The organism is Actinomadura madurae, from assembly GCF_047130825.1.
Classification (GTDB): Bacteria; Actinomycetota; Actinomycetes; order Streptosporangiales; family Streptosporangiaceae; genus Spirillospora; species Spirillospora madurae.
On the sequence record NZ_CP083237.1, the window covers coordinates 10,438,144 to 10,459,342 of the forward strand.

At 70.6% G+C, this 21,199-nt stretch carries 17 protein-coding genes; 8 read left to right on the top strand and 9 right to left on the bottom strand.

Annotation, left to right across the window (positions count from 1 at the left end):
* Positions 1-34 precede the first annotated feature (34 nt).
* The 4 genes from K8Z49_RS48635 to ald all read left to right on the top strand — a co-directional run bounded on the left by K8Z49_RS48635 (position 35) and on the right by ald (position 5,215).
* Complete coding sequence (locus K8Z49_RS48635; RefSeq protein ID WP_075023231.1) at positions 35-1,081, top strand: extracellular solute-binding protein; 1,047 nt, start codon at positions 35-37, stop codon at positions 1,079-1,081.
* A 4-nt stretch (positions 1,082-1,085) separates the two neighbouring features.
* Positions 1,086-2,039: an alpha/beta fold hydrolase gene (locus tag K8Z49_RS48640; protein WP_177287831.1), complete on the top strand. Its 954-nt coding sequence runs from the start codon at positions 1,086-1,088 to the stop codon at positions 2,037-2,039.
* A gap of 234 nt (positions 2,040-2,273) precedes the next feature.
* Positions 2,274-3,977 (top strand): amidohydrolase, encoded by a 1,704-nt coding sequence (locus K8Z49_RS48645; RefSeq protein WP_412517255.1) that lies wholly within the window; start codon positions 2,274-2,276, stop codon positions 3,975-3,977.
* Positions 3,978-4,093: 116 nt separating this feature from the next.
* On the top strand, positions 4,094-5,215 hold the full coding sequence (gene ald, locus K8Z49_RS48650; RefSeq protein WP_021593880.1) for an alanine dehydrogenase: 1,122 nt from the start codon (positions 4,094-4,096) through the stop codon (positions 5,213-5,215).
* Between the two features lie 59 nt (positions 5,216-5,274).
* On the opposite strand, the gene K8Z49_RS48655 is transcribed toward ald, so the two are convergent.
* Positions 5,275-6,693, bottom strand: a complete 1,419-nt coding sequence (locus K8Z49_RS48655; RefSeq protein ID WP_412517256.1) for an endo-1,4-beta-xylanase — start codon at positions 6,691-6,693, stop codon at positions 5,275-5,277.
* 394 nt (positions 6,694-7,087) lie between these two features.
* Between K8Z49_RS48655 and K8Z49_RS48660 the strand changes: the two genes are divergently transcribed.
* Positions 7,088-8,089: a non-reducing end alpha-L-arabinofuranosidase family hydrolase gene (locus K8Z49_RS48660; protein WP_412517257.1), complete on the top strand. Its 1,002-nt coding sequence runs from the start codon at positions 7,088-7,090 to the stop codon at positions 8,087-8,089.
* Positions 8,090-8,296: 207 nt separating this feature from the next.
* On the opposite strand, the gene K8Z49_RS48665 is transcribed toward K8Z49_RS48660, so the two are convergent.
* Entirely contained in the window at positions 8,297-8,977 is a 681-nt protein-coding gene (locus K8Z49_RS48665; RefSeq protein WP_161790940.1) for a TetR/AcrR family transcriptional regulator, read from the bottom strand.
* A 277-nt stretch (positions 8,978-9,254) separates the two neighbouring features.
* Between K8Z49_RS48665 and K8Z49_RS48670 the strand changes: the two genes are divergently transcribed.
* A complete protein-coding gene (locus tag K8Z49_RS48670) occupies positions 9,255-10,916 on the top strand; it encodes a tannase/feruloyl esterase family alpha/beta hydrolase (protein WP_111833271.1) in 1,662 nt (553 codons plus the stop codon).
* Positions 10,917-11,042: 126 nt separating this feature from the next.
* On the opposite strand, the gene K8Z49_RS48675 is transcribed toward K8Z49_RS48670, so the two are convergent.
* The 7 genes from K8Z49_RS48675 to K8Z49_RS48705 all read right to left on the bottom strand — a co-directional run bounded on the left by K8Z49_RS48675 (position 11,043) and on the right by K8Z49_RS48705 (position 19,153).
* Complete coding sequence (locus K8Z49_RS48675; RefSeq protein WP_021593875.1) at positions 11,043-12,770, bottom strand: flavin-containing monooxygenase; 1,728 nt, start codon at positions 12,768-12,770, stop codon at positions 11,043-11,045.
* 23 nt (positions 12,771-12,793) lie between these two features.
* Positions 12,794-13,936 carry an SDR family oxidoreductase gene (locus tag K8Z49_RS48680; protein ID WP_412517258.1) on the bottom strand — a complete coding sequence of 381 codons (1,143 nt, stop codon included), beginning with the start codon at positions 13,934-13,936 and terminating at the stop codon, positions 12,794-12,796.
* The gene (locus K8Z49_RS48685; RefSeq protein ID WP_412517259.1) at positions 13,933-14,955 is read right to left on the bottom strand and encodes an ABC transporter permease; all 1,023 of its coding nucleotides are present in this window, start codon (positions 14,953-14,955) and stop codon (positions 13,933-13,935) included. The genes K8Z49_RS48680 and K8Z49_RS48685 overlap by 4 nt, the downstream gene beginning before the upstream one ends.
* Positions 14,952-16,493, bottom strand: coding sequence for a sugar ABC transporter ATP-binding protein (locus tag K8Z49_RS48690; RefSeq protein ID WP_024933974.1), 1,542 nt, complete (start codon positions 16,491-16,493; stop codon positions 14,952-14,954). Before K8Z49_RS48690 ends, K8Z49_RS48685 begins: the two co-directional genes overlap by 4 nt.
* Positions 16,490-17,440, bottom strand: coding sequence for a substrate-binding domain-containing protein (locus tag K8Z49_RS48695; protein ID WP_412517260.1), 951 nt, complete (start codon positions 17,438-17,440; stop codon positions 16,490-16,492). The genes K8Z49_RS48690 and K8Z49_RS48695 overlap by 4 nt, the downstream gene beginning before the upstream one ends.
* 18 nt (positions 17,441-17,458) lie before the next feature.
* Complete coding sequence (locus K8Z49_RS48700; protein ID WP_021592376.1) at positions 17,459-18,247, bottom strand: SDR family NAD(P)-dependent oxidoreductase; 789 nt, start codon at positions 18,245-18,247, stop codon at positions 17,459-17,461.
* 114 nt (positions 18,248-18,361) lie between these two features.
* Positions 18,362-19,153 (bottom strand): IclR family transcriptional regulator, encoded by a 792-nt coding sequence (locus K8Z49_RS48705; RefSeq protein ID WP_024933975.1) that lies wholly within the window; start codon positions 19,151-19,153, stop codon positions 18,362-18,364.
* 90 nt (positions 19,154-19,243) lie between these two features.
* Between K8Z49_RS48705 and K8Z49_RS48710 the strand changes: the two genes are divergently transcribed.
* Together K8Z49_RS48710 and K8Z49_RS48715 are read left to right on the top strand one after the other, a co-directional pair.
* The gene (locus tag K8Z49_RS48710) at positions 19,244-20,107 is read left to right on the top strand and encodes a transketolase (RefSeq protein ID WP_021592374.1); all 864 of its coding nucleotides are present in this window, start codon (positions 19,244-19,246) and stop codon (positions 20,105-20,107) included.
* A complete protein-coding gene (locus tag K8Z49_RS48715) occupies positions 20,104-21,093 on the top strand; it encodes a transketolase family protein (protein ID WP_021592373.1) in 990 nt (329 codons plus the stop codon). The genes K8Z49_RS48710 and K8Z49_RS48715 overlap by 4 nt, the downstream gene beginning before the upstream one ends.
* Positions 21,094-21,199 lie beyond the last annotated feature (106 nt).

A 21,199-nucleotide genomic window follows, 5' to 3' on the forward strand; every position in this document is an offset into this window, starting at 1 on the left:
AGGAAATCCTTCAGCATCAAAGGGGAAAGCCGTCATGCGCAGAAACGGGCTCTGGCTGGCCGCGGTCGGCGGAGCGCTCGCAACCTTGCTCACCGCGTGCGGCACCGGCGGGGCTGGCGCCGGTAAGTCGCTGACGTTCGTCTCGTACGGGAAGGGCGCCTACCAGGACGGTCAGGAGAAGGGATTCCTGCGTCCCTTCGAGAAGTCGGCCGATGCAACGGTGAGGATCGACGGCCCGTCGGACAACGCCAAGCTTCGCGCCATGGTGGACGCCGGCAGGGTGACGTGGGACGTCATGGACACCGACGCGTTCCTGCCGCGCGAGTTCTGCGGCAAGCTCGTCGAGCCGATCGACGTCGGCGACCTGAAGGGCGCCTTCCCGCCGGGAACGCTGTCCGAGTGCGGGGTCCCGACCGCGTTCTTCGGGTTGCTGTTCATGTACAACGAGCGGACCTACGGCGACAAGCCGCCCACCAAGCTGGCCGACTTCTTCGACCGGAAGGCGTTCCCCGGGAAGCGCGTCGTCTTCGGCAAGGACCCGGCGATCGGCGTCCTGGAGGCCGCGCTGCTGGCCGACGGCATCCCGAAGGACCGCCTGTACCCGATGGACGTCGACCGCGCGCTGGGCGTGTACGACCGCGTCCGGTCCGACCTGACCTTCGCGCAGACCTACGGCCAGCAGCAGCAGCTCATGGTCGACGACCAGGCGGACCTGACGCTCGTCGTCAGCGCCCGCGCGTACTCGGTCCTGCAAGCCGGAGGCACCCAGTGGAAGCCGGTGTGGGACACCGTCCCGGTCAGCTGGGACGCGCTGGTGATCCCCAAGGGCAGCCCCAACAAGCAGCTGGGCGAGCAGCTGATCCGGTTCGCGTCCCAGCCGAAGCAGGCGGCGGCCTTCGCCCAGGTCTCCGGTGCGGGCCCGGCCAATGTCACGGCGGAACCCCAGCTGAACGATCTCCAGCAGCAGGTCAACGCGTTCGACAAGAAGCACGCCGACAAGCTGGTCTACAACGATGCCGACTGGTGGGCCAAGAACCACAGCGCGGTCGTGGATCGCTGGTCGAAATGGCAGATCGGCTGATCCCGTGACCACCTCCGAGAGACGTACCGTTCTCAAGGCCGCGCTCCTGGCGGCCACCGCGGCGGCACCGGCCGCCGTGCCGCTGATGGCGCGGCCCGCCGCGGCGGCGGGCCCCTCCCGGGATCCGCTGAAGCCCGAACCCGTGCCGGCACAAGTGCCGGTCACGGAGGGGTTCGTGGAAGTACCCGGCGGGAGGCTCTGGTACTGGGACACCGGCGGCGGCGGAACGCCCGTCGTCCTCCTGCACCCTGGCACGGGGAGCGACCTGGCCTGGCCATACCAGCAGCCCGTCCTGGCCCGTGACGGTCACCGGGTGGTCGCCTACTCGCGGCGCGGTCACCACCGGTCGTCGCCCGCGACACCGCAGGACCAGCCGGCCGTCGCCGACCTGCTCGCGCTGGCCGACCACCTCGAACTGGGCAGGTTCCATCTGGTCGGGGCGGCACTCGGCGGCTTCGTCGCCGCGGACTTCGCGGTCTCCCATCCCCGCCGGCTGCGCAGCCTCGCCCTGGTCAACAGCCAGATCGGGATCCAGGAGACCGAGTTCCGGGACGCGCTCAGGCGGCTGCAGCCGCCGGGAGCCGACGCGCTGCCGCATTCCTTCCGGGAACTGGGGCCGTCCTACCGCGCGGCCAACCCGCAAGGCGTGCACGAGTGGGAGGAGATCGTGGAACTCTCGCGGCCCGGGCCGGCGAGTCCGTTCCCGAAGCTGACCAACCGGATCACCTGGGACGTTCTGCGGACCATGCGTACCAGGACCCTGCTCACCATGGGCGACGCCGACCTGTACATTCCCCCTTCGCTCGGCAGGACGGTGCTGGAGCACCTGCCCAACGCCTCCTCACTGACCTTCGCCGAAGTCGGTCACAGCCCTCAGTGGGAACGACCGAGCGTCTTCAATCGCAAGCTCTTGCAGTTCCTCCGAGGTGCCAGATTCACGGACGGCACCCTGGTCTAGCCAACGGCTGACCTACCCCGATCCCCAGCACAGAGGGGCCCCGATCCGGGGCCTCCGACTCCCCATGCCCCCAAGGAGGAATTCGGCATGAATCCGGAGATGAACCGTCGTCAGGTTTTGGGTGGGGCCGCCGCTGTGGCGGCCGGTACGACAATGGCGGGGGTGCTGCCGGCGGGGGCGGCGCACGCGTCCCCGTCCCGGGGCCCCGCGGATCTGATCATTCACAATGGCCGCGTGCTGCTGCTGGACGAGCACTTCCGCAAGGCGCAGGCCGTCGCCATCCGGGGCGGCCGGATCCTGGCCGTCGGCAGCGAGCGGGAGATCGACCGGTTCAAGGGCCGCAGGACCGAACTGCTGGACGCGGGCGGAGGCACGGTCCTGCCGGGCATCAACGACTCCCACAACCACGTCGCCTCGCTCGGCCTCAGTGTCCCGCCCTACAACCTCGGCGTGGACACGGCGACGATCGAGGAGCTGGTCGCGGTGATCCGCACGGCGGCGGAGGAGGCGCCGTCCTCCGACTCGTGGATCCGCGGCCGGGGATGGCAGGAGCTCCGGCTGCCGCGGGCGCCGGTCGCCGCCGACATCGATCCGGTCTCGGGAGACCACCCGGTGGTCCTCAACGACTTCTCGGGGCACGCGGTGTCGGTGAACTCGGTGGTGATGCGGCTGGCCGGCATCACCCGTGACACCGTCCCGCCGACCGGCGGCGTCATCGACAAGGACGCGAACGGCGAGCCCACGGGCGTGTTCCGCGAGACCGCGCAGGGTCTGGTGACCCGCGTCGTGCCAGGTTTCAGCCGGGAAGAGCGCTCACAGGCGATCGACGCCGCCGTGAGCCTCCTCCACACCATGGGCGTCACCAGCGCCACCGAGCCGGGTTCGGCCCCCTTGGACATCTACGCGGAGAAGGAGCGTGCGGATGCGTTGCGCATGCGCATCACCGTGCTTCTGCGGGGCGGCAACTCACCGCAGTCGATGCGCGAGGCGATCGAATCGTACGAGCCGCTGGAGGGCGTCGACCCCCGGATGCTGAACGTGGTCGGCGTCAAGGTGTTCGCCGACGGCATCCCCAGGTTCAGGACGGCCTGGATGAACGAGCCCTACCTGGACGGGTCCCGGGGCAGCATGACCATCGCGGGCGCGTCGCCGGACGAGCAGGTCGCGAACCTGCACGAGATGATCAAGCTCGCCGCGGACGCCGGGCTCCAGGTCGGCACGCACTCGTGCGGCGACGCGACGACCGACGCGACCGTCGCCGGATATGTCAAGGCGGCGGGGCGCGACTGGCGCCGGAAGGACCTGCGCAACTACGTGATCCACTGCAACTTCCCGTCGGCGCGGACGCTGCGGACCATGGCGCGCAACGGGATCGGCGCGAACATGAACGCCGAGATCCTGTACCTGCAGGGGCGGGTGCTCGAACAGATCATCGGAGCCGAGCTGACCGAGTACCAGTGGCCGTACCGCAGCGCGCTGGGGGCCGGAGTGCGGGTGACCACCGGGTCGGACGCGCCGGTCGTGGCGTTCCACTGGCTGCAGGGCGTGATGTCGGCGCAGCTCCGCGAAGGGGCGGACGGCAGCGTCGCGGGCACGGCGGAGCGCATCAGCGCGCCGCAGGCGCTGGCGACCTACACCCGCACCGGCGCGTGGCAGGATCACGCCGAGAAGTGGAAGGGCACGCTGGAACGCGGCATGGCCGCCGACGTCTGCGTCGTCGACGGCGACGTGCTGACCCGGGACCCGCACGAGCTCATCGACATGAAGGTGGCCGCCACGGTCGTCGACGGCAAGGTCGTCTACGAGCGGGGAGACGGCGCCGAGGCCAAGACGGCCGCCGCGGCCTTCGCCCGCGCCGGTCTAGGCAAGCCGGGCCACACCTGCACGGACCCCGGCCGATGCTGCTGCCAGGTCGCCGACGAGATCAGCCGCGACTAGCCGCTCGCCCGGGGGGAGGCGCCGAACGCGCCTTCCCCCGGGCGACCGGTCCCCGAACGGCACGGCAGGCACGGCCGTGCGCAGTCGCGTGCCGCCCACAACTGGAAGGGCATTGAATGAGAATCGGTGTTCCGCGGGAACTGAAGAACAACGAGTACCGCGTCGCCGTCACCCCGGCCGGTGTGCACACCCTCACAGCCCATGGCCACGAGGTCGTCATCGAGCGCTCCGCCGGCGCCGGTTCCTCGATCACCGACGAGGACTTCGTCGCGGCCGGCGCCGAGATCCTCGCTCACGCCGACGACGTGTGGGGCGAGAGCGACCTCGTCCTCAAGGTGAAGGAGCCCGTCCCGATCGAGTACCCGCGGCTGCGGCCCGGCCAGATCCTCTTCACCTACCTCCACCTGGCCGCGTCCCGGGAATGCACAGAGGCGCTGCTGGAGAGGAAGGTCACCGCCATCGCCTACGAGACCGTGAAGACCGCCACGGGCTCGCTGCCGCTGCTGGCCCCGATGAGCGAGGTCGCCGGCCGCCTCGCCCCCCAGGTGGGCGCCTACCATCTCATGTCCTCCGCCGGTGGCCGCGGGGTCCTGCCCGGCGGTGTCCCCGGTACACCCGCCGCCCGGGTCGTGGTGATCGGCGCAGGGGTCTCCGGGATGAACGCCACCGCCATCGCCGTGGGGATGGGCGCCGACGTCACCCTGCTGGACGTCGACATCGACAGGCTCCGCGCCGCCGACGCGCTGTACCAGGGGCGGGTCCGCACCGTGGTCTCCACCGCCTATCGGATCGAGCAGGCGGTGCTCGACGCGGACCTGGTCATCGGCGCGGTCCTCGTCCCCGGTGCGCAGGCCCCCACACTCGTCTCCACCGACCTCGTGGCCCGGATGAGGCCGGGCGCCGTCCTGGTCGACATCGCCATCGATCAGGGCGGCTGCTTCGCCGACTCGCAACCGACCACCCACGCAGAGCCCACCTACCGCGTCCACGACACGGTCTTCTACTGCGTGGCCAACATGCCCGGCGCCGTGCCCGCTACTTCAACCCACGCCCTCACCGGCGTCACCCTGCCCTACATCGCGCGTATCGCCGATGAGGGCTGGGCAGGCGCTCTGCGCGCCGACCCAGCCCTTGCCCGCGGGCTCAACACCCACGCCGGTGACCTCATCGAACCCTCGGTCGCCGCGACTCACGGCCTCGACCACCGGGCGCTGCCCAGCGTCCTGGACACCGTCTGAGGCGAGCCCCGCGCCGGGCATCGCGGGTCTTCATCGATCCGCGCTCCGCGTGTGGCGGGTCAGGTGCGGGTCCAGCGCTGGTTGCCGCCGTTCCAGCAGGAGTAGAGCTGGATCGCGGAGCCGTTGGCGGTGCCGGCCGCGTCCAGGCAGAGGCCGGACTGGACGCCGACGACGGATCCGTCGGAGTTGAGGCGCCATTTCTGGTTGTCGCCGCCCCAGCAGCTGTAGATCTGGACCCTGGCGCCGTTGCCGGTGCCGGCGGCGTCCAGGCACTTGTCGCCGTAGACCCTGAGCTCGCTCGCGTCGGTGTAGGTCCACTGCTGGTTGGTGCCGCCGTGGCAGTCCCACAGCTGGACCTGGGTGCCGTCAGTGGTGCTGGCGTTGGGCACGTCCAGGCAACGGCCCGAGCCGTCACCCTTGATCGTTCCGGCGCCGTCAGGGGGCGTCGTCGTGCCGCCGTTGAGGGCGTTGAGGACCGCGGTGTAGGCGGCCTTCTTGTTGCCGTTGCCGTCGAACAGCAGCGGTGTCTGCTCCGAGCGCCAGGAGTCGGTGTCGCGCACGCCCCAGACGGTGATGCCGAGGCAGCGCGAGACGGCCAGGCAGTCGTTGGTCACGTTGGCGTAGGTCGTGGCCGACGCACCCTGGATGTCCAGCTCGGTGATGGCGACATCGACGCCGAGGGCGGCGAAGCTCTGCAGGGTGGTGCGGAAGTTCCCGTTGTAGGGGCTGCCGCTGTTGAAGTGGGACTGGAAGCCGACGCAGTCGATGGGCACGCCGCGCTGCTTGAAGTCGCGGACCATGGAGTACACGGCCTGCGTCTTGGCCCAGGTCCAGTTCTCGATGTTGTAGTCGTTGTAGCAGAGCTTGGCGGCCGGGTCGGCGGCGCGCGCGGTGCGGAAGGCGACCTCGATCCAGTCGTTGCCGGTGCGCTGCAGGTTGGAGTCGCGGCGGGCTCCCGAGCCGCCGTCGGCGAAGGCCTCGTTCACGACGTCCCACTGGACGATCTTGCCTGTGTAGTGGGCCATGACGCCGTTGATGTGGTCGATCATCGCCTGGCGCAGCGTGCCGCCCTCGAGGCTCTGCATCCAGCCGGGTTGCTGGGAGTGCCAGGCCAGGGTGTGGCCGCGTACCTGCTTGCCGTTCTGGACCGCCCAGTTGTAGACGCGGTCGCCGGCGCTGAAGTCGAACCGGCCCCGCTGGGGTTCGGTGGCGTCGATCTTCATCTCGTTCTCGGCGGTCACCGAGTTGAACTCGCGGTTCGCGATCGTGGTGTACACCGAGTCGTTGAGCTTGCCCGAGGCGATGGCGGTGCCGAAGTAGCGGCCGTTCTGCGCCGCCGCGGCGCCCAGGGTGCTCTCCGCGGCGGCCGCCGGAGACGGGGCCACCAGAGCCGCGGTCGCGAGCACCCCGAGGGCGCCTGCGAGGATGGCCCGCTTGCGGATCCTGATCCTGGACTTGGGTATGACGTTCGCACGCACGTCTGTTCCTCCGTGAATGGACGAGGGGTGGGGAAGCACGGGACACCGCCGTGCAACAGACGCCGCGCCCCATCACGGGAACGCACTCACCACCAGGGCGTCGCGGCCTCAGTGTGCGAGGCCTCGAAGATCTCGTCAATAGTTTTGAAAGTTTTCATCGCATACGACGGCCATATGTGCGTTCTAGCAGCAGGTCTATGCCCGAAACATTTTCGAAGTCCGCAGTCCTTGACGATGTCGCTCTGTCTCGTATTTACTCCGGGCCACCACCACCGCCCCCCGATCCCGATGGAGAGGAGGTCTCACCGGCCGGGAAATGTTAGCGCTAACATTGCAGGGAAGGAGGAAGTACATGGTGAGGACCTGTGCGGTCCTGGCATCGATCCTGCTGTCGGTGCTCCTGTCCGTGATGAGCGCGGGCGCCGCTCATGGCCAGAACCAGCAGCAATGGCGGCTCGTCGACTCCCGTGGCGGTGACCGCGCTCCGACATGTGATCTTCCGTCGGCATACCGCTGGACGTCGACGGGCCCGCTCGCGCAGCCCAAGTCGGGGTGGGTCTCGCTCAAGGACTTCACCGTCGCCCCCTACAACGGCAGGCATCTCGTCTATGCGACGACGCACGACACGGGGACGACGTGGGGTTCCATGAACTTCGGCCTGTTCGGCGACTGGTCGGAGATGGCCTCTGCCAGCCAGAACAGGATGTCGAATGCCACCGTCGCTCCCACGCTCTTCTACTTCGCGCCGAAGAACGTCTGGGTGCTCGCCTACCAGTGGGGTGGGACCGCCTTCTCCTACCGGACGTCGAGCGACCCCACCAACCCGAACGGCTGGTCATCGCAGCAGGTGCTCTTCTCCGGGAGCATCAGCGGCTCCGGGACGGGACCCATCGACCAGACGCTCATCGGTGACGGCACGAACATGTACCTCTTCTTCGCCGGCGACAACGGCAAGATCTACCGGGCCGGTATGCCGATCGGGAACTTCCCGGGCAGCTTCGGCACGACCTCGACAGTGGTCATGAGCGATTCGACCAACAACCTGTTCGAGGCCGTTCAGGTCTACAAGCTCCAGGACCAGAACCGCTACCTCATGCTCGTCGAGGCGATCGGCTCCCAGGGGCGCTACTTCCGCTCGTTCACGGCCACCAGTCTGAACGGCTCGTGGACACCGCAGGCCGCGACCGAGAGCAACCCCTTCGCCGGCAAGGCGAACAGCGGCGCGACCTGGACCAACGACATCAGCCATGGCGAACTGATCCGCACCAGTGCCGACCAGACCTTCACCATCGATCCGTGCAATCTGCAGTTGCTCTACCAGGGGCGCAGCCCCAACTCCGGCGGCGACTACGGCCTCCTGCCGTACCGGCCGGGTCTGCTGACGAGGCAGCGTTGACGGCGTGACACGGGTCCGGCTCGGGGGTGGACCTGGCGTGGCGGGCACGACGAAAAGCCGAGCCCGCCACGGTCACCGCAGGCAGGACGCCCTCGGTCGCCGGGCGGCGGGGCGAGGACGAGCGCCATGAAGATCCAAGCCCGTGCTCGAAGATGCCACTACCACCGACAAGGAGAACTCACCGATCTCTAAATGCGGCTCGGAGTACTAGAGCAGGTCCTCCGCCGTGTTCTTCAGTGAGCTGAGGACGCGGCGGGTTTGTGGGTCGTCAGGGAGCACCGCGAGAAGTAGCGGGGTGGTGGAGAAAGTCGTCTCGTGGACCATGAGCCGACGGACCCATTCCATTCCCGCCGCCACTTCGGCAATGGCGTCGGTCGTGCCGCCGCTGCGCGCCCAGTTTCCGAGAGCGGATCGGTGGATCGCGTCCACGAGGGCCGCGAGGCCCATCGGTTGGAACGGTGGTGTATCCGGTGGGAGGCGCTCACGCAGGAACGCACGTGTAAGCGTCACGTATCGTTCGTGCTCAATGACCTCCCGCTTCCGTAGTTCGGGGACGACGCGCGTCAACTTGTATCGCCGGAGGACGAGCTCCGGCCGGCTGAGGAAGTCATGCAAAGACTCCTCCGTGGCCGCGATGACGGCCTCTACCGGATCCGCGTCAGGATCGGACTCGACGAGACAGCGCTGGACGAGACCGATGCGTTCGTTGTGGTCCGGAAACGCGAGTTCGTCCTTGCTCTCGAAATGCCGGAATACGGTGCGCCGAGACACTCGTGACGCCTCCGCGACAGCCTCGACCGTAACGTTCTCGTACCCCTCTTCGAGAAACAAGGCCATTGCCGTTTCCGAGATCCGGTACTTGGTCTCAAGTACTCGCCGCGAAGTCACCGACAGGCCCCCATTATGACGTGGTGTGACGCCGAGTCTAGTCCGCGTAACCGAAAGTCGCCGACCGCGAGGACGAAGGCCGTGCCGGGGGCCGGGGCGGCCGAGGCGAGGTAGTCGCCCCGCGGCGCCGCGAGGACCGTGGCCGGCTTCGTCCTCCCGGCGGGGCGGGTTCGGCAGGACACTTGCGGGTCCTTGTGACGCATGACACACTGGCACCCAGTGTCGGACATGTTGTGATTTTACGGCACAGCGTGCCAGCCTCCAGGAGGTGTCCGCAATGAGCCGAGCGCCGCGAGCTCGTGGAACGTCGAACTCGATCCGTGCTGGACTGGGGCTCGTCATCGCGTCAGTGAGCGCGGCGGTGGTCCTCGCGCCGCCGCCGTCCATCGCCGCGGCGGGCACGACGCCTAGGTGTACAGAGTTGGCGGGTAGAGAGATCCCGGCGTCGGCGATCAGCCTCCCGACCAAGGGCGGCCGTGTCGAGTCGGCGAGTGTTGTCACTCAGGTCGTGAGCGGCGAGACGGTCGAATACTGCAGGGTCGACGCCGCGCTCCTCCCCGTCGATCGCTCGGCGCCGAACATCAAGCTGCGGATCGGCATGCCCGTCGACTGGAATCGCAAAGCGATGATGTTCGGTGGCGGCGGATACAACGGCACGATTCCCGACATCGCGCAGAACGTGCCATTTGGACGCGCCGATCGGCTGGCGCCGCTGGCTCGCGGATATGCGACGTTCGCAAGTGACTCCGGGCACCAAGCAGGTCCCACCGGGTCTTTGGACGGGTCCTTCGGCGTGAACGACGAGGCGGTGCGGAACTTCGCCGCCGGTGACGCGCTCAGGAAGACCCGCGACGCCGCCATGTTCCTCATCCGTCATGGCTACGGCGCAGGTCCCGGCCGGTCCTACTTCTCGGGTGGGTCGACCGGTGGTCGCGAGGCCCTCATCGTCGCGCAACGGTGGCCCGGCGCCTTCGATGGCGTCATCTCCGCCTACCCTGCCTGGAACAACATGGCCGAGATCCTGGATCTCGGGTATCTCGCGCAGGTGATGTCCCGACCCGGCGCGTTCCCGGGGCCCGAAAAGCAGACGCTCCTCTACAACAGCGTTGTAGCGAAGTGCGACGGCCGGGACGGGCTCAGGGACAAGGTCATCTCGAATGAGGCCGGCTGCGACTTCGATCCCCGTGTGCTTCGCTGCCCGCGCGGTGCCGACACCGGGCCGACGTGCCTGTCGGATCGGCAGATAGCGTCGGTGGTCGCGGCGTCCAAGCCGTTCCGCTGGAAGTACCGGATCGCCAGCGGTGAGAAGGAATACCCTGGGTTCCCCCTCCTTTCGGGCGCCGACATGAGAACGCCATTCCTCGGGTTCGGCACGTCCGCGCCCGCCAACCCCATGCCGACGACGAGCGGATATGGGATGCAGTACTGGGATCAGTGGGTGAAATACTTCCTGACGAGGGATCCTGATCACAACTCCCTTGAAGTCGACCCCCGGCGACCGGGAAAGTGGCTTCCCCGCATCAGTCACCTGTCCACCATCCAGGACCGGAACAACTCCGACCTTCGCCCGTTCGCGCGCTCCGGCGGGAAACTGCTCCTGCTCCACGGTTCCGCGGACGAGCTGGTCTCCCACCGCTCGACGAACGACTATTACGAGCGAGTGCTCGACAAGATGGGCTACGGGCAGACCCGGGGATTCATGCGGTACTACCTCGTGCCGGGCGCGAATCACGCCAACTTCGGCGCGCCCGCCTTCGCCGCCAACTGGGACTCGCTCTCGGCCCTGGAGCGATGGGTCGAGAAGGGGCGGCCGCCTTCCAAGCCGGTGGTCATAGACGGCCGCAGCGGCAGAACGCGCCCGCTCTGCGAGTACCCGCGCTGGCCGAAGTACCGCTCGGGTGACGCCGACAACGCCCAGAGCTTCGTCTGCTCGCGCTGACGCCACGGAAGGCCGGATGGGGCCCGCCCCATCCGGCCTTCGCGGTGCAGGGCCGCGGTCGACGGGCAACCGGACGACGCCGGGGTGCCGGCCGCACACCGGATGCCGGCCCCCACGGTCCATGGTTCAGGTGCTGTGACGGTCGAGGGCCAGCCGCAGTTGCAGGGCCAGCACCTTGGAGTAGGTGCGGCACATCTGGAAGTTGCCCGCGGTGCACCACAGGCCCGGCTGCGCGGTGGGCCGCCACATGTTGCGGAGTTCGCCCTCGTCGTCGTACCCCCAGATCGGCCCCACGGCGTCGGCGACCGCGTCGCCCATGAGGCGCCGCACGTTCTCCTGCTGCGGGTGGAAGCCCGTGGCGAGGACGACGAGGTCGGCGCCGAGCACGGAGCCGTCCCTCATCCGGAGCCCCTCCTTGACGAAGCGGTCGGTGTCCGCGAACTGCGCGAGGCCGACCGCGCCCGAGATGATCAGCTCGGAGCAGCCGACGTTGAGGTAGTAGCCTCCGCCGCGGCGCATGAACTTCATCTGCTGGCCGGTGCCGTCCTCGCCGTAGTCGGTGCGGAAGCCCGCCCGCTCCAGCCCGGCGATGAGGTCGGCGTCCATCTCCCTCATCGCCTCCGTCAGCGCCTTGCTCCCGGTCACCAGGTCCGGGTAGGGCACCGACAGCCCGATCAGGTCGCTGTCCTCCAGCGTCGGCGCCGTGAGATAGGACGCGTCCCCGAGGGCCGCGCTGGGGTCGACGCTGACGACGGTGGTGGAGTTGCGCTGCACCATCGTGACGGCCGCGCCGTTGGCGTGCAGGTCCTGGGCGATGTCGTGGGCGCTGTTACCGGTCCCGATGATGACGACCCGTTCACCTGCGTGGTCGGCGCCGCCCGTGTAGTCGGCCGAGTGCAGCACCCGGCCGCCGAAGTCGCCGAGGCCGGGCAGGTCCGGCCGGTACGGGATGCCGCTCACCCCGGTGGCGAGGACGATGTGCCGGGGACGCAGGGTGCGGTGCCCGCCGCCCGCCCGGCGGATCCGCGCCTCCCAGGTCCCGGTCGCCTCGTCGAAGGCGCCGTGCTCGAACGTCGACGACCCCCAGAAGTTGATCTCCATGGCCTCGACGTACGCCTCGAACCATCCGGCGAGCTTGTCCTTCGGGACGAACACCGGCCACGTCGGCGGGAACGGCATGTACGGCAGGTCGTTCAGCCAGACGGCGTTGTGCAGGGTGAGCGCGTGGTAGCGCTTGCGCCAGTTGTCCCCGGGGCGCTCGTGGGCGTCGACCACGAGCGCGTCCACGTCGAGCCGGCCGAGCCGGGCGGCGAGGGCGAGGCCGCTCTGCCCGGCCCCGACGATCAGGACGTCGGGGTCGTGGTCGGCGTAGGCGACCGCCGCGTGCCGCCGGTCGAGCCAGTTGGGCCCGCCGAACTTGGAGGAGTCGGCCTGGCCGGTCGGGCGGTGCGCGCCCACGGGCTCCGGACGGCCCGCGATCTCCTCCAGCGCGGTGAACAGGTTCCGGGCCACGCACCGGCCGTCCGGTCCGGGCACGAGCCTGACCACCCCGAGCCCGCGGCCGACCGCGAGGTCGAACTCGAAGATCGCCTCGACACAGGTGACCCCGTTGCGCTCCACCTCCCGCGGCGGCGTCCGCCCGGCCGCGAGGCGGAGGTTCGCCGCCTTGGCCCGCGGCTGGCGGGCGGAGAGTTCGGCGGGGGCGCGCGTGTGCGAGAACGTTCGGAGATCGCCGGTGAACGACACGACGTCCCGCCAGTGGCACTCGGGGGCGAAGAGCCCGGACAGGTCGGCCCCGCGTTCGAGCGCGTCGCCGAACCGGGTGAGCCAGTCCGTCGCGATGGTCGTGGTCATGTCTGCCTCCGGGGCATGCTGGGTCAGGGGATGAGGGAGAGGTCGCGCAGCATCGCGAGGTTGTCGAGGAAGCTCACATGCGTGTCGACGCAGTCGCCGAAACCCGCCTGGCGGATCTTGATGGTGCTCTGCACCATGTCGTCGCCGGCGGCGAACCAGCCGTCGACGAACGGCCAGGACGCGATCCGGGAGAGGGCGGTGGGCCGCAGCCCGTGCTCCCGGACGATCGCGTCCCACACCGGGCCCTTGTCGGCCATCTGCTCCGCGAGCGACATCGGCTGGGGCGGCGCGGCCGGCGTTCCGAAGAAGTCCGCGATCTCCGGCCACAGGTGCCGCCAGCGGAAGTTGTCGCCGTTGGTGACGTTGAAGACCTCGTTCCGCGCCGCCGGTGACCGCAGCGCCCAGGCGACGGCCCGCGCGAGGACGCGGGCGTCGGTCGCCTGGTGGAGCGCGCCCCACGCGGCGGGGGAGCCGGGGAAGCGCAGCGGGACGCCCTGGTGGCGGCAGACGCCGGCGTAGACGGCGAGGCCGGTCAGCATGTTCATGGGGGAGCCGAGGCTCGGGCCGATCACCGCGTCCGGGCGCAGCACCGTCCAGGTGTAGCCCGCGCGGGCGGCGTCGGCGTGGAGGAGGTCCTCCTGGTCGTTGTAGAAGATCGGCCCGAGGAAGCGGGGATCGGACTCCTTCGCCGGGGTCTTGTAGCCGCCGAGGTGTTCCCCGTACGACTTTCCGCCGCCGATGAGCACCACGTGCCGCAGCCGGGACGGCGAGCCGTGCACGGCGTCGAGCAGGTTCCGCAGCATCGCGACGTTCGGCTCGACGGTGGCGGCCATCGTCTCGCGCTCGATGTACGCGGCGTGGACGATCGCGGTGATGTCGGGGCGGGCGGCGAGCGCGGCGCGGGTCGCCGCCGCGTCGAGCAGGTCGACCTGGAGGTGGTCGCCGACCGGCGGGCCGTCCGGCGGCCCGACCGGACCGCGCCGCGCGACCGTGGCGACGCGCCCGCCCGACTCCAGCAGGGCGCGGACGACGGCGCCGCCGACCACGCCGTGGGCACCGGCGACGAGGACGGTGCCGTCCCCGCCCGGCGGGCTCTCGTCGGTCATCATGATGTCCTTCCGGTTCTCAGGGATGTCGCCTGGGCACAGCGGGTCCTTACGGGTCACGCGGCCACACCCGGCGCGGGCGCCTCGCGTACGCGCAGCCGGTCGACCGCGACGGCCAGCACGATCACGACTCCCTGGATGATCTGCTGGTAGAAGCTGGAGACGTCGAGCAGCGTCATGCCGTTGACCAGCACCCCGATGATCGCCGCGCCCACGAGGGTGCCGACCAGCGAGCCCTTCCCGCCCATGAGGGACGTGCCGCCGAGGACGACCGCCGCGATCGCCGACAGCTCGTAGCCGGTGCCGAGGTCGGGCACCGCGCTCTGCAGCCGTGCGGAGGCGATCACGCCGCCGATCCCCGCACAGAGCCCGGAGATGATGTACACGCAGGTCAGCACCCGCCGCACGGGGATGCCCGCCAGCCGGGCCGCCTCCTCGTTGCCGCCGACCGCGTGCACCCAGCGTCCGAACACGGTCCGGTTCAGCAGGTACCAGCCGGCGGCGAAGACCATCACCATGATCACCACGGGGACGGGCACGCCGAGGACCGTTCCATTGCCGATCCACGCGTAGCCGAGGGTCGTGGAGAACAGGGTCTTGCCGTCGGTTCCCACGTAGGTCACGCCCCGCAGGTACGTGAGCGCGGCGAGGGTGACGATGAACGAGGCGAGCTTGAGCCGGGCGACGAGGACGCCGTTCACGGTGCCGATGACCAGTCCCGCTCCGAGCGCCGCCAGCACCGCGATCGCGGGCGGGAAGCCGTCGAGGACGGGCCGCACCGCGAAGAGGGCGGTCACCCCGACGGCCGAGCCGACCGACAGGTCGATGCCCGCCGTCATGATGACGAACGTGAGGCCGGCGCCCAGGATCGCCGTGACGGAGATCTGCCGCGCCACGTCCAGCAGGTTGTCCACGGTGAGGAAGTACGGCGCCGACGCCGCGAAGACGAGCACGAGCACCACGAGCGCGCCGGCCACGCCGGCCTGGTCGGCGGCGGCGGTGACGCGGCGTCGGAGCCGGTCGTGGTGCGTGCGGCCGGCGGGGGCCGCCGGGCCGCCGGGGGCGGTTGTCCCTTTCACGAGTTCACCTCGCTGGCTGTCGTGCGGTCGCCGGCGACGCCGGTCGCGTGGCGGATGACGTTCTCCTCGGTCTTGGCCGGTCCCGCGAGCTCGGCGACGATCTCGCCGCGCCGCATGACGAGGACGCGGTCGGAGAGGCCGAGCACCTCCGGCAGCTCGGAGGAGATCAGCAGCACGGCGACGCCGCGCCGCGTGACGTCGCCGATGAGGGCGTAGATGTCGGCCTTCGCGCCGATGTCCACGCCGCGCGTCGGCTCGTCCAGGATGAGGACGGAGGGATCGCGGGCGAGGCATCGGGCGAGGAGCACCTTCTGCTGGTTGCCGCCCGAGAGCTGGCCGGCGGGCTGGGCGAGCCCCGTCGCCCGGACGCGCATGGCCTCGGTCAGCGGCCGCGCGGCCGCGCGCATGCTCGCGGGGCTGGTCCGGCCGAGGGCGCGGCGGCCCTTCGAGGTCCCGGCGCACACGTTGTCGGCGATCGACATCTGCGGGAACAGCCCCTGTTCCTTGCGGCTCTCGGGAAGCATCACGATCCCGGCCGCGAGCGGGCCGCCCAGGCTCCCGCCGGCCACGGTCGCGCCGTCGACGGTCACCGTGCCGCCGTCCGCGCGGTCGGCGCCGGCGATCAGCCGGCCGAGCTCGCTGCGGCCGGCCCCGACGATCCCGGCGACCCCCACGACCTCCCCGGCCCGGACCTCGAAGAAGGCGGGACGGACGTCCGGCGAGCGCAGCCCGGAGACGCGGAGCCTGATCCGGTCGGCGGCGGGGGCGCGGTCGTGCCGGTAGAGATCCTGGACGGGCCGCCCGACCATGGACGTGACGACCCGGTCCTCGGTCATCTCGGCGCGCGTCATGGAGTCGGCGACCACGCCGTCCCGCAGGACGGTGACGTGGTCGGCGACGCGGGAGATCTCCTCCATCCGGTGGCTGATGTACAGCAGCGCCAGGCCCTCGGCCCGGAGGTCCTCGACCGTGCTGAGAAGCATGTCGGCCTCGTTCTGAGATAGCGCCGCCGTGGGCTCGTCCAGCACCAGCAGCCGCGGCCGCTCGCCCAGGGCACGGGCGATCTCGACGAGCTGCCGGCGGCCGGTGCTGAGCCTGGCCACCTTGGCGTCCGGATCGAGGTCGACGCCGATCCGGCCGAGGGCCTCCAGCGCCGTCGCGCGCGCCCGGCGGCGGTCGAGCCGGCCGGCCCGGCGGCGCGGCTCGCGGCCGAGCAGCAGGTTGTCGGCGACGGTCAGCTCCGGCACCAGGCTCAGCTCCTGGTGGACGACCGCGAGCCCGCGTTCCCGGGCGTCGCGGGGCCCGGTGAGGGCCACCGGGACGCCGTCGAGGACGATCTCGCCGCGGTCGGCCCGCTCGATGCCGGTGAGGATCTTGATCAGGGTGGACTTGCCGGCGCCGTTCTCGCCGGCCAGCACGTGCACGCGTCCCGCTTCAAGGCCGAGTGAGACCCCCCGCAGGACGGGGTTGCCGTGGTAGGACTTCTCGATTCCGGTCAGGCGCGCGACGGCGCCCTCCGGTGGCCCGGCCGCGCTCATCCCCAGCTCTCGTAGTCGTCGAGGGTGTCGGCGTTGACCAGGACGGTCGGGATCAGCTTGGGCTTCGGGTCCACCTTCTCCCCGCCGGCCAGCTTGATCGCCAGGTCGAGTCCGGAGCGGCCGAGCTCGCGCGGGTTCTGGCCGGCCGTCCCGATGATCGGGCCCTTGCCGATGAGGTCGGTGAGCTGCCGTGCCCCGTCCACTCCGACGATCTTCACGTCGGCCTTGTGCTGCCCGGCGGCGAGCGCGATGCCGACCGCCGTCGGGTCGTTCACGCCGAAGAAGCCGTCCACGCCCGGGTTAGCGGTGAGGATGTCGCCGGTGACCTTCATGCTCTTGTCGCGGGTCAGGTCGGCGCGCTGGGTGGCGACGACCGTGATGCCGGGGTTGGCGGCGATGGCCTCCTTGCAGCCCTTCATCCGGTCGCCGATGGCCGAGACGGCGGAGCCGTCGACGATCGCCAGTTCGCCGCGGCCGCCGAGCCCGCCGATCAGGTACTTGCACGCCTCCCGGCCGGCCTGCACGTTGTCGCTGGTGACGGTCGCGTCGGCGCCCGCCGCGGCGACGTCGACGGCCACCACGGGGATCTTCGCCTGCTTGGCGCGCAGCACCGCGGGGCCGATGCCGTCGGAGTCGACCGCGTCGACGATGATCGCGTCGACCCGCTGCCGGACGAACGTGTCGATCTTGTCGGTCTGCGCGCTGACATCGGCGTTGGCGTACTGGACCGAGACCTTGACGCCGCGGGCGGCCGCGGCCTCCTGGACGGCCTTCCCCTCGGCGAGGAAGAAGGGGTTGGACGCCGCGTTGAGCACGACGCCGATCGAGGTCTCGGCGTCGGTGCCCGCCTCGGACGCGGCGCAGCCGGCCAGCGCGAGGCCCGCGGCGCCCGCGGCGGCGGCCGCCGCGAACCGGGTGAGGCGGCGGGGGTGGTTCACTGCCTTCATGGGATGTCCTCATCAGGGTTAGACGACCGGCGTGACGCCGCCGTCGACGCAGAAGTTCGCGCCGGAGACGAAGCCGGCCTGGTCGGAGGCGAGATAGGCGACCAGCGAGGCCACCTCGTCGACCGTGCCGAGCCGGCCGGCCGGAATGCGGTTGAGCTCCACGTAGCGGGTGAGCGCCGTCTCCCTGTCCACCCCGAACTCCTCGGCGAGCGAGTCCGCCAGGCCGCCGGGACGGTCGTACAGCGGGGTCCGGATGAAGGCCGGCGACACGACGTTCGAGCGGACGCCGGCCGGGGTGAACTCGGCCGCGAGGACCTTGGACAGCATCAGGACGCCGGCCTTGGAGACGCTGTAGTCGGGCAGGCGCGGGTTGGGCATGCGCGCGGCCTCGGACGCGATGTGGACGAGCGCTCCGCCGCCGCCGTCGAGCATGGCGGGGATGGCCGCGCGGGCCGCCCGGACGTATCCGAGCAGGTTGAGCTCCAGCGTCGACGTCCAGTCCGCGTCGGTCGTGTCGAGGAATCCGGGACGTACCGCGGCGGCGCCGGCGTTGTTCACCAGGACGTCGACCCGGCCGAACGCCTCGGCCGCCGCCGCGACCAGCGCCGCCGCGGCGTCCGCCTCGCGCAGGTCCGCGGTGAGGGGCAGGACGCGGTCGGGGCCGCCGAGTTCGCGGAGGGCGTCGACGTGGAGATCCGCCCCCGCGACGAGCGCGCCCGCCGCGTGGAGGTGCCGCGCGCAGGCGAGCCCGATGCCGCTGCCCGCGCCCGTCACGAGGGCCACCCGTCCCGTCAGGCCCTGTTGCATGTGTCGCCTCCTTCCCACAGGTCACTCAGCCCGTGATGAGGCCCCACATTCTCATAAGGCGGACGAGATGTCTAGACAGTGGGACATTTTGCGGAAGGAGGTGAACGGAGCGCGTCAGCCCAGGTCGAGCAGGTCGGGCCGCGCCACGTCGGAGCCGAAGGCGCGCGAGATCTCCTGGCCGGCCTCGACCAGCGCGGCCCGCCAGGACGCCGAGTCGGGCCCGAGGATCGATTCGCGCACCCCGCTGATGGACAGCGCCGCGCGCAGCCGGCCGCGGTAGTCGGTGATGGGCACGCCGAGGGCTGCGACGCCCAGCGTGACGTCCTGATCGCTGATCGAGATGCCGCCCGCCCGTGTGGCGGCGAGGACCCGCCGCAGGTCACCGGGCTCGACCGGGGTCGAGGGCGTGAACCGGTGCAGGGGCGCGTTGCGCTCGATGTAGGCGTCCCACTCCTTCTCGTCCCGGTGGGCGAGGATGCTCCGCGCCGCCGCTCCGGCGTGCAGGGGCAGGGAGCCGCCGAGCTGGAGGGCGAGCGACTGGACGCGCTTGCCGTCGATGCGCTCGATGCACACGGCCTCGTCGCGGCGCGGCACGCACAGGAAGACCGTCTCGCCGGTCAGCTCGTGGATGCGCTCCATCGTCGGCCGCGCGAACGTCCGCTCGTCGAAGCGCGCGACCACGGCGGTGGCGAGGGGCAGCAGCTTGAAGCCGAGGCGGTACTTGCCCCGGCGGCTGCCGGGCTCGACCAGCCCTTCGGCCTGCAGGCTGGACAGCAGCCGGTAGATCGAGCTGCGCGGCTCGCCGATCGCGTCCGCGATGTCGGCCGCGGATGATTCTCCGTTCGCGAGGTGGTCCAGCAGCCCGGACACCTTGCGCACCAGCATGAGGTTGTTTTCAGTCGCCACGCACCAAAGTTATCGCTCAGCGGACAACCCGTCCAACCAGTTCGTCTTACTCTATGGACATGCTGTCCGCTGGATAGTACTTTCGGCCGCATGGTAGATCAGTTTCGTCCGCCCGCCGCGGCGGACGCCCAGCTCGTGGACCTGATCCGGGAACGGGCGCTGTTCGCCCGGCTGGAGACGGTCCGGCTCATATCGATCGCGAAGACCGGCCACTACGCCTCGGGATTCTCGTGCGCCGAGATCCTCGCCACCCTCTACTACGGCGTCATGGACCTGCGGCGCGGCGAGCCCGACTGGCCCGACCGCGACCGCTTCCTGTTCGGCAAGGGGCACGCCGCCGCGACCCTCTACCCGCTGCTCGCCGACTGGGGCTTCTTCGACCCGTCCGAGCTCGACGGCTACACCCGGCTGGGCAGCGCCTTCGGCGACCATCCCGACATGACGCGGATCCCGGGCATCGACTTCAGCAGCGGATCGCTCGGGCACGCCCTGTCCACCGGCACCGGGATGGCGCTCGGCCTGCGCATGCAGGGGCGACCGTCGAACGTGTACGTCCTGCTCGGCGACGGCGAGCTGCACGAGGGGCAGATCTGGGAGGCGGCGCTCGCCGCCGCGCACCACCGCGTGTCCAACCTCGTGGCGATCGTCGACCGGAACGGGTACTCGCTGGACGGCCGGGTCGACGACGTCACCGGCATCGAGCCGCTCGCCGGCAAGTGGCGGGCGTTCGGCTGGGAGGTCCACGAGGTGGACGGGCACGATGCCGGGGCGCTGCTCACCCTGCTCCGCTCCCTCGCCGCGGACCCGGACCGCGCCCGCCCGGCGGCCGTGATCGCGCACACCGTCAAGGGCAAGGGGATCTCCTACATGGAACGCGACTTCGGCTGGCACCTCGGCTGGCTCGCCGAGCCGGACGAGATCAACGCCATCGACGAGCTGAGGAGCGCCCGATGACCTCCGCCCCCGCCCTGGGACCGGAATCCTGGCAGCTCACGGACCTCCTGGACCGCGCGCCCGGCCTGCACGTCCTGGCCGGGACCCTGGCCGACCTCGTGGACGAGGGGCATCCCCTCGTCGTCGGCACGGCCGACCTCAAGTACTCCAACGGCCTGGTCCGCTTCCAGGAGCGGCACCCCGGGCGGTACGTCCAGTTCGGCATCTCCGAGCAGCACATGGTCTCGGCCGCCGCCGGCCTGGCCGCCACCGGGCTCCAGCCGTACGTCGCGACCTTCGCCTCGTTCCTCGCGCTGCTCGCGTGCGAGCAGATCCGCACCGACACCGCGTACACGCGGCTGCCGGTCCGGCTGATCGGCCACCATGCCGGGATCACCCTCGGCTTCTACGGCACGTCCCACCACGCGACCGAGGACCTGGCGATCACGCGGAGCATCGCGGGACTGACCGTCATCGCGCCGGCCGACGCCGCGCAGCTCGGATCCGCCCTCCGCGCCGCCACGGCCTGCCCCGGCCCCGTCTACTTCCGCATCGGACGCGGCCAGGATCCCGACGTGTACCGGGAAGGCGATCCGCGGTTCGAGATCGGCAAGGCGATCGAGCACGGGCGCGGAGACGACCTGACCATCGTCGCGACGGGTTCGATGGTGCATCCGGCGCTCGGCGCCGCCGCGAAGCTGAACGCCGCCGGGGTGTCGGCGGGCGTCCTGGACATGCACACCGTCAAACCCCTCGACGAGACCGCGGTGCTGGACGCCGCGCGACGGTCGGGGCTCCTGCTCACCGTGGAGGAGCACAGCGTCCTCGGCGGTCTCGGCGGCGCGGTCGCCGAGACCGTCGCGGGGGCGGGGCTCGGCGCCCGGGTCGTCCGGCACGGCATCGCGGACGAGTACGCGCTCATCGGCCCCCCGACGCACCTCTACCGCCACTACGGACTCGACGCCGAGGGCATCGAGGCGGCGGCGCTGCGAGCGCTCGGCAGGTAGCGGCGACTGGCCCCTCGGCCCTGGCATTCGGGACCTTCGGCCCGGGACCGCCGCAGCGAGGCGATCTAGCGTCGAAGTGGACATCACGCCGCCAGGTTCTGGAGGG

Excerpts from the sequence above, each read along its gene's own strand:
- K8Z49_RS48635 (WP_075023231.1), top strand. The coding sequence starts at position 35 with ATGCGCAGAAACGGGCTCTGGCTGGCCGCGGTCGGCGGAGCGCTCGCA.
- ald (WP_021593880.1), top strand. The coding sequence starts at position 4,094 with ATGAGAATCGGTGTTCCGCGGGAACTGAAGAACAACGAGTACCGCGTC.
- K8Z49_RS48670 (WP_111833271.1), top strand. The coding sequence starts at position 9,255 with ATGAGCCGAGCGCCGCGAGCTCGTGGAACGTCGAACTCGATCCGTGCT.
- K8Z49_RS48675 (WP_021593875.1), bottom strand. The coding sequence starts at position 12,770 with ATGACCACGACCATCGCGACGGACTGGCTCACCCGGTTCGGCGACGCG.
- K8Z49_RS48690 (WP_024933974.1), bottom strand. The coding sequence starts at position 16,493 with ATGAGCGCGGCCGGGCCACCGGAGGGCGCCGTCGCGCGCCTGACCGGA.
- K8Z49_RS48695 (WP_412517260.1), bottom strand. The coding sequence starts at position 17,440 with ATGAAGGCAGTGAACCACCCCCGCCGCCTCACCCGGTTCGCGGCGGCC.
- K8Z49_RS48700 (WP_021592376.1), bottom strand. The coding sequence starts at position 18,247 with ATGCAACAGGGCCTGACGGGACGGGTGGCCCTCGTGACGGGCGCGGGC.
- K8Z49_RS48710 (WP_021592374.1), top strand. The coding sequence starts at position 19,244 with ATGGTAGATCAGTTTCGTCCGCCCGCCGCGGCGGACGCCCAGCTCGTG.
- K8Z49_RS48715 (WP_021592373.1), top strand. The coding sequence starts at position 20,104 with ATGACCTCCGCCCCCGCCCTGGGACCGGAATCCTGGCAGCTCACGGAC.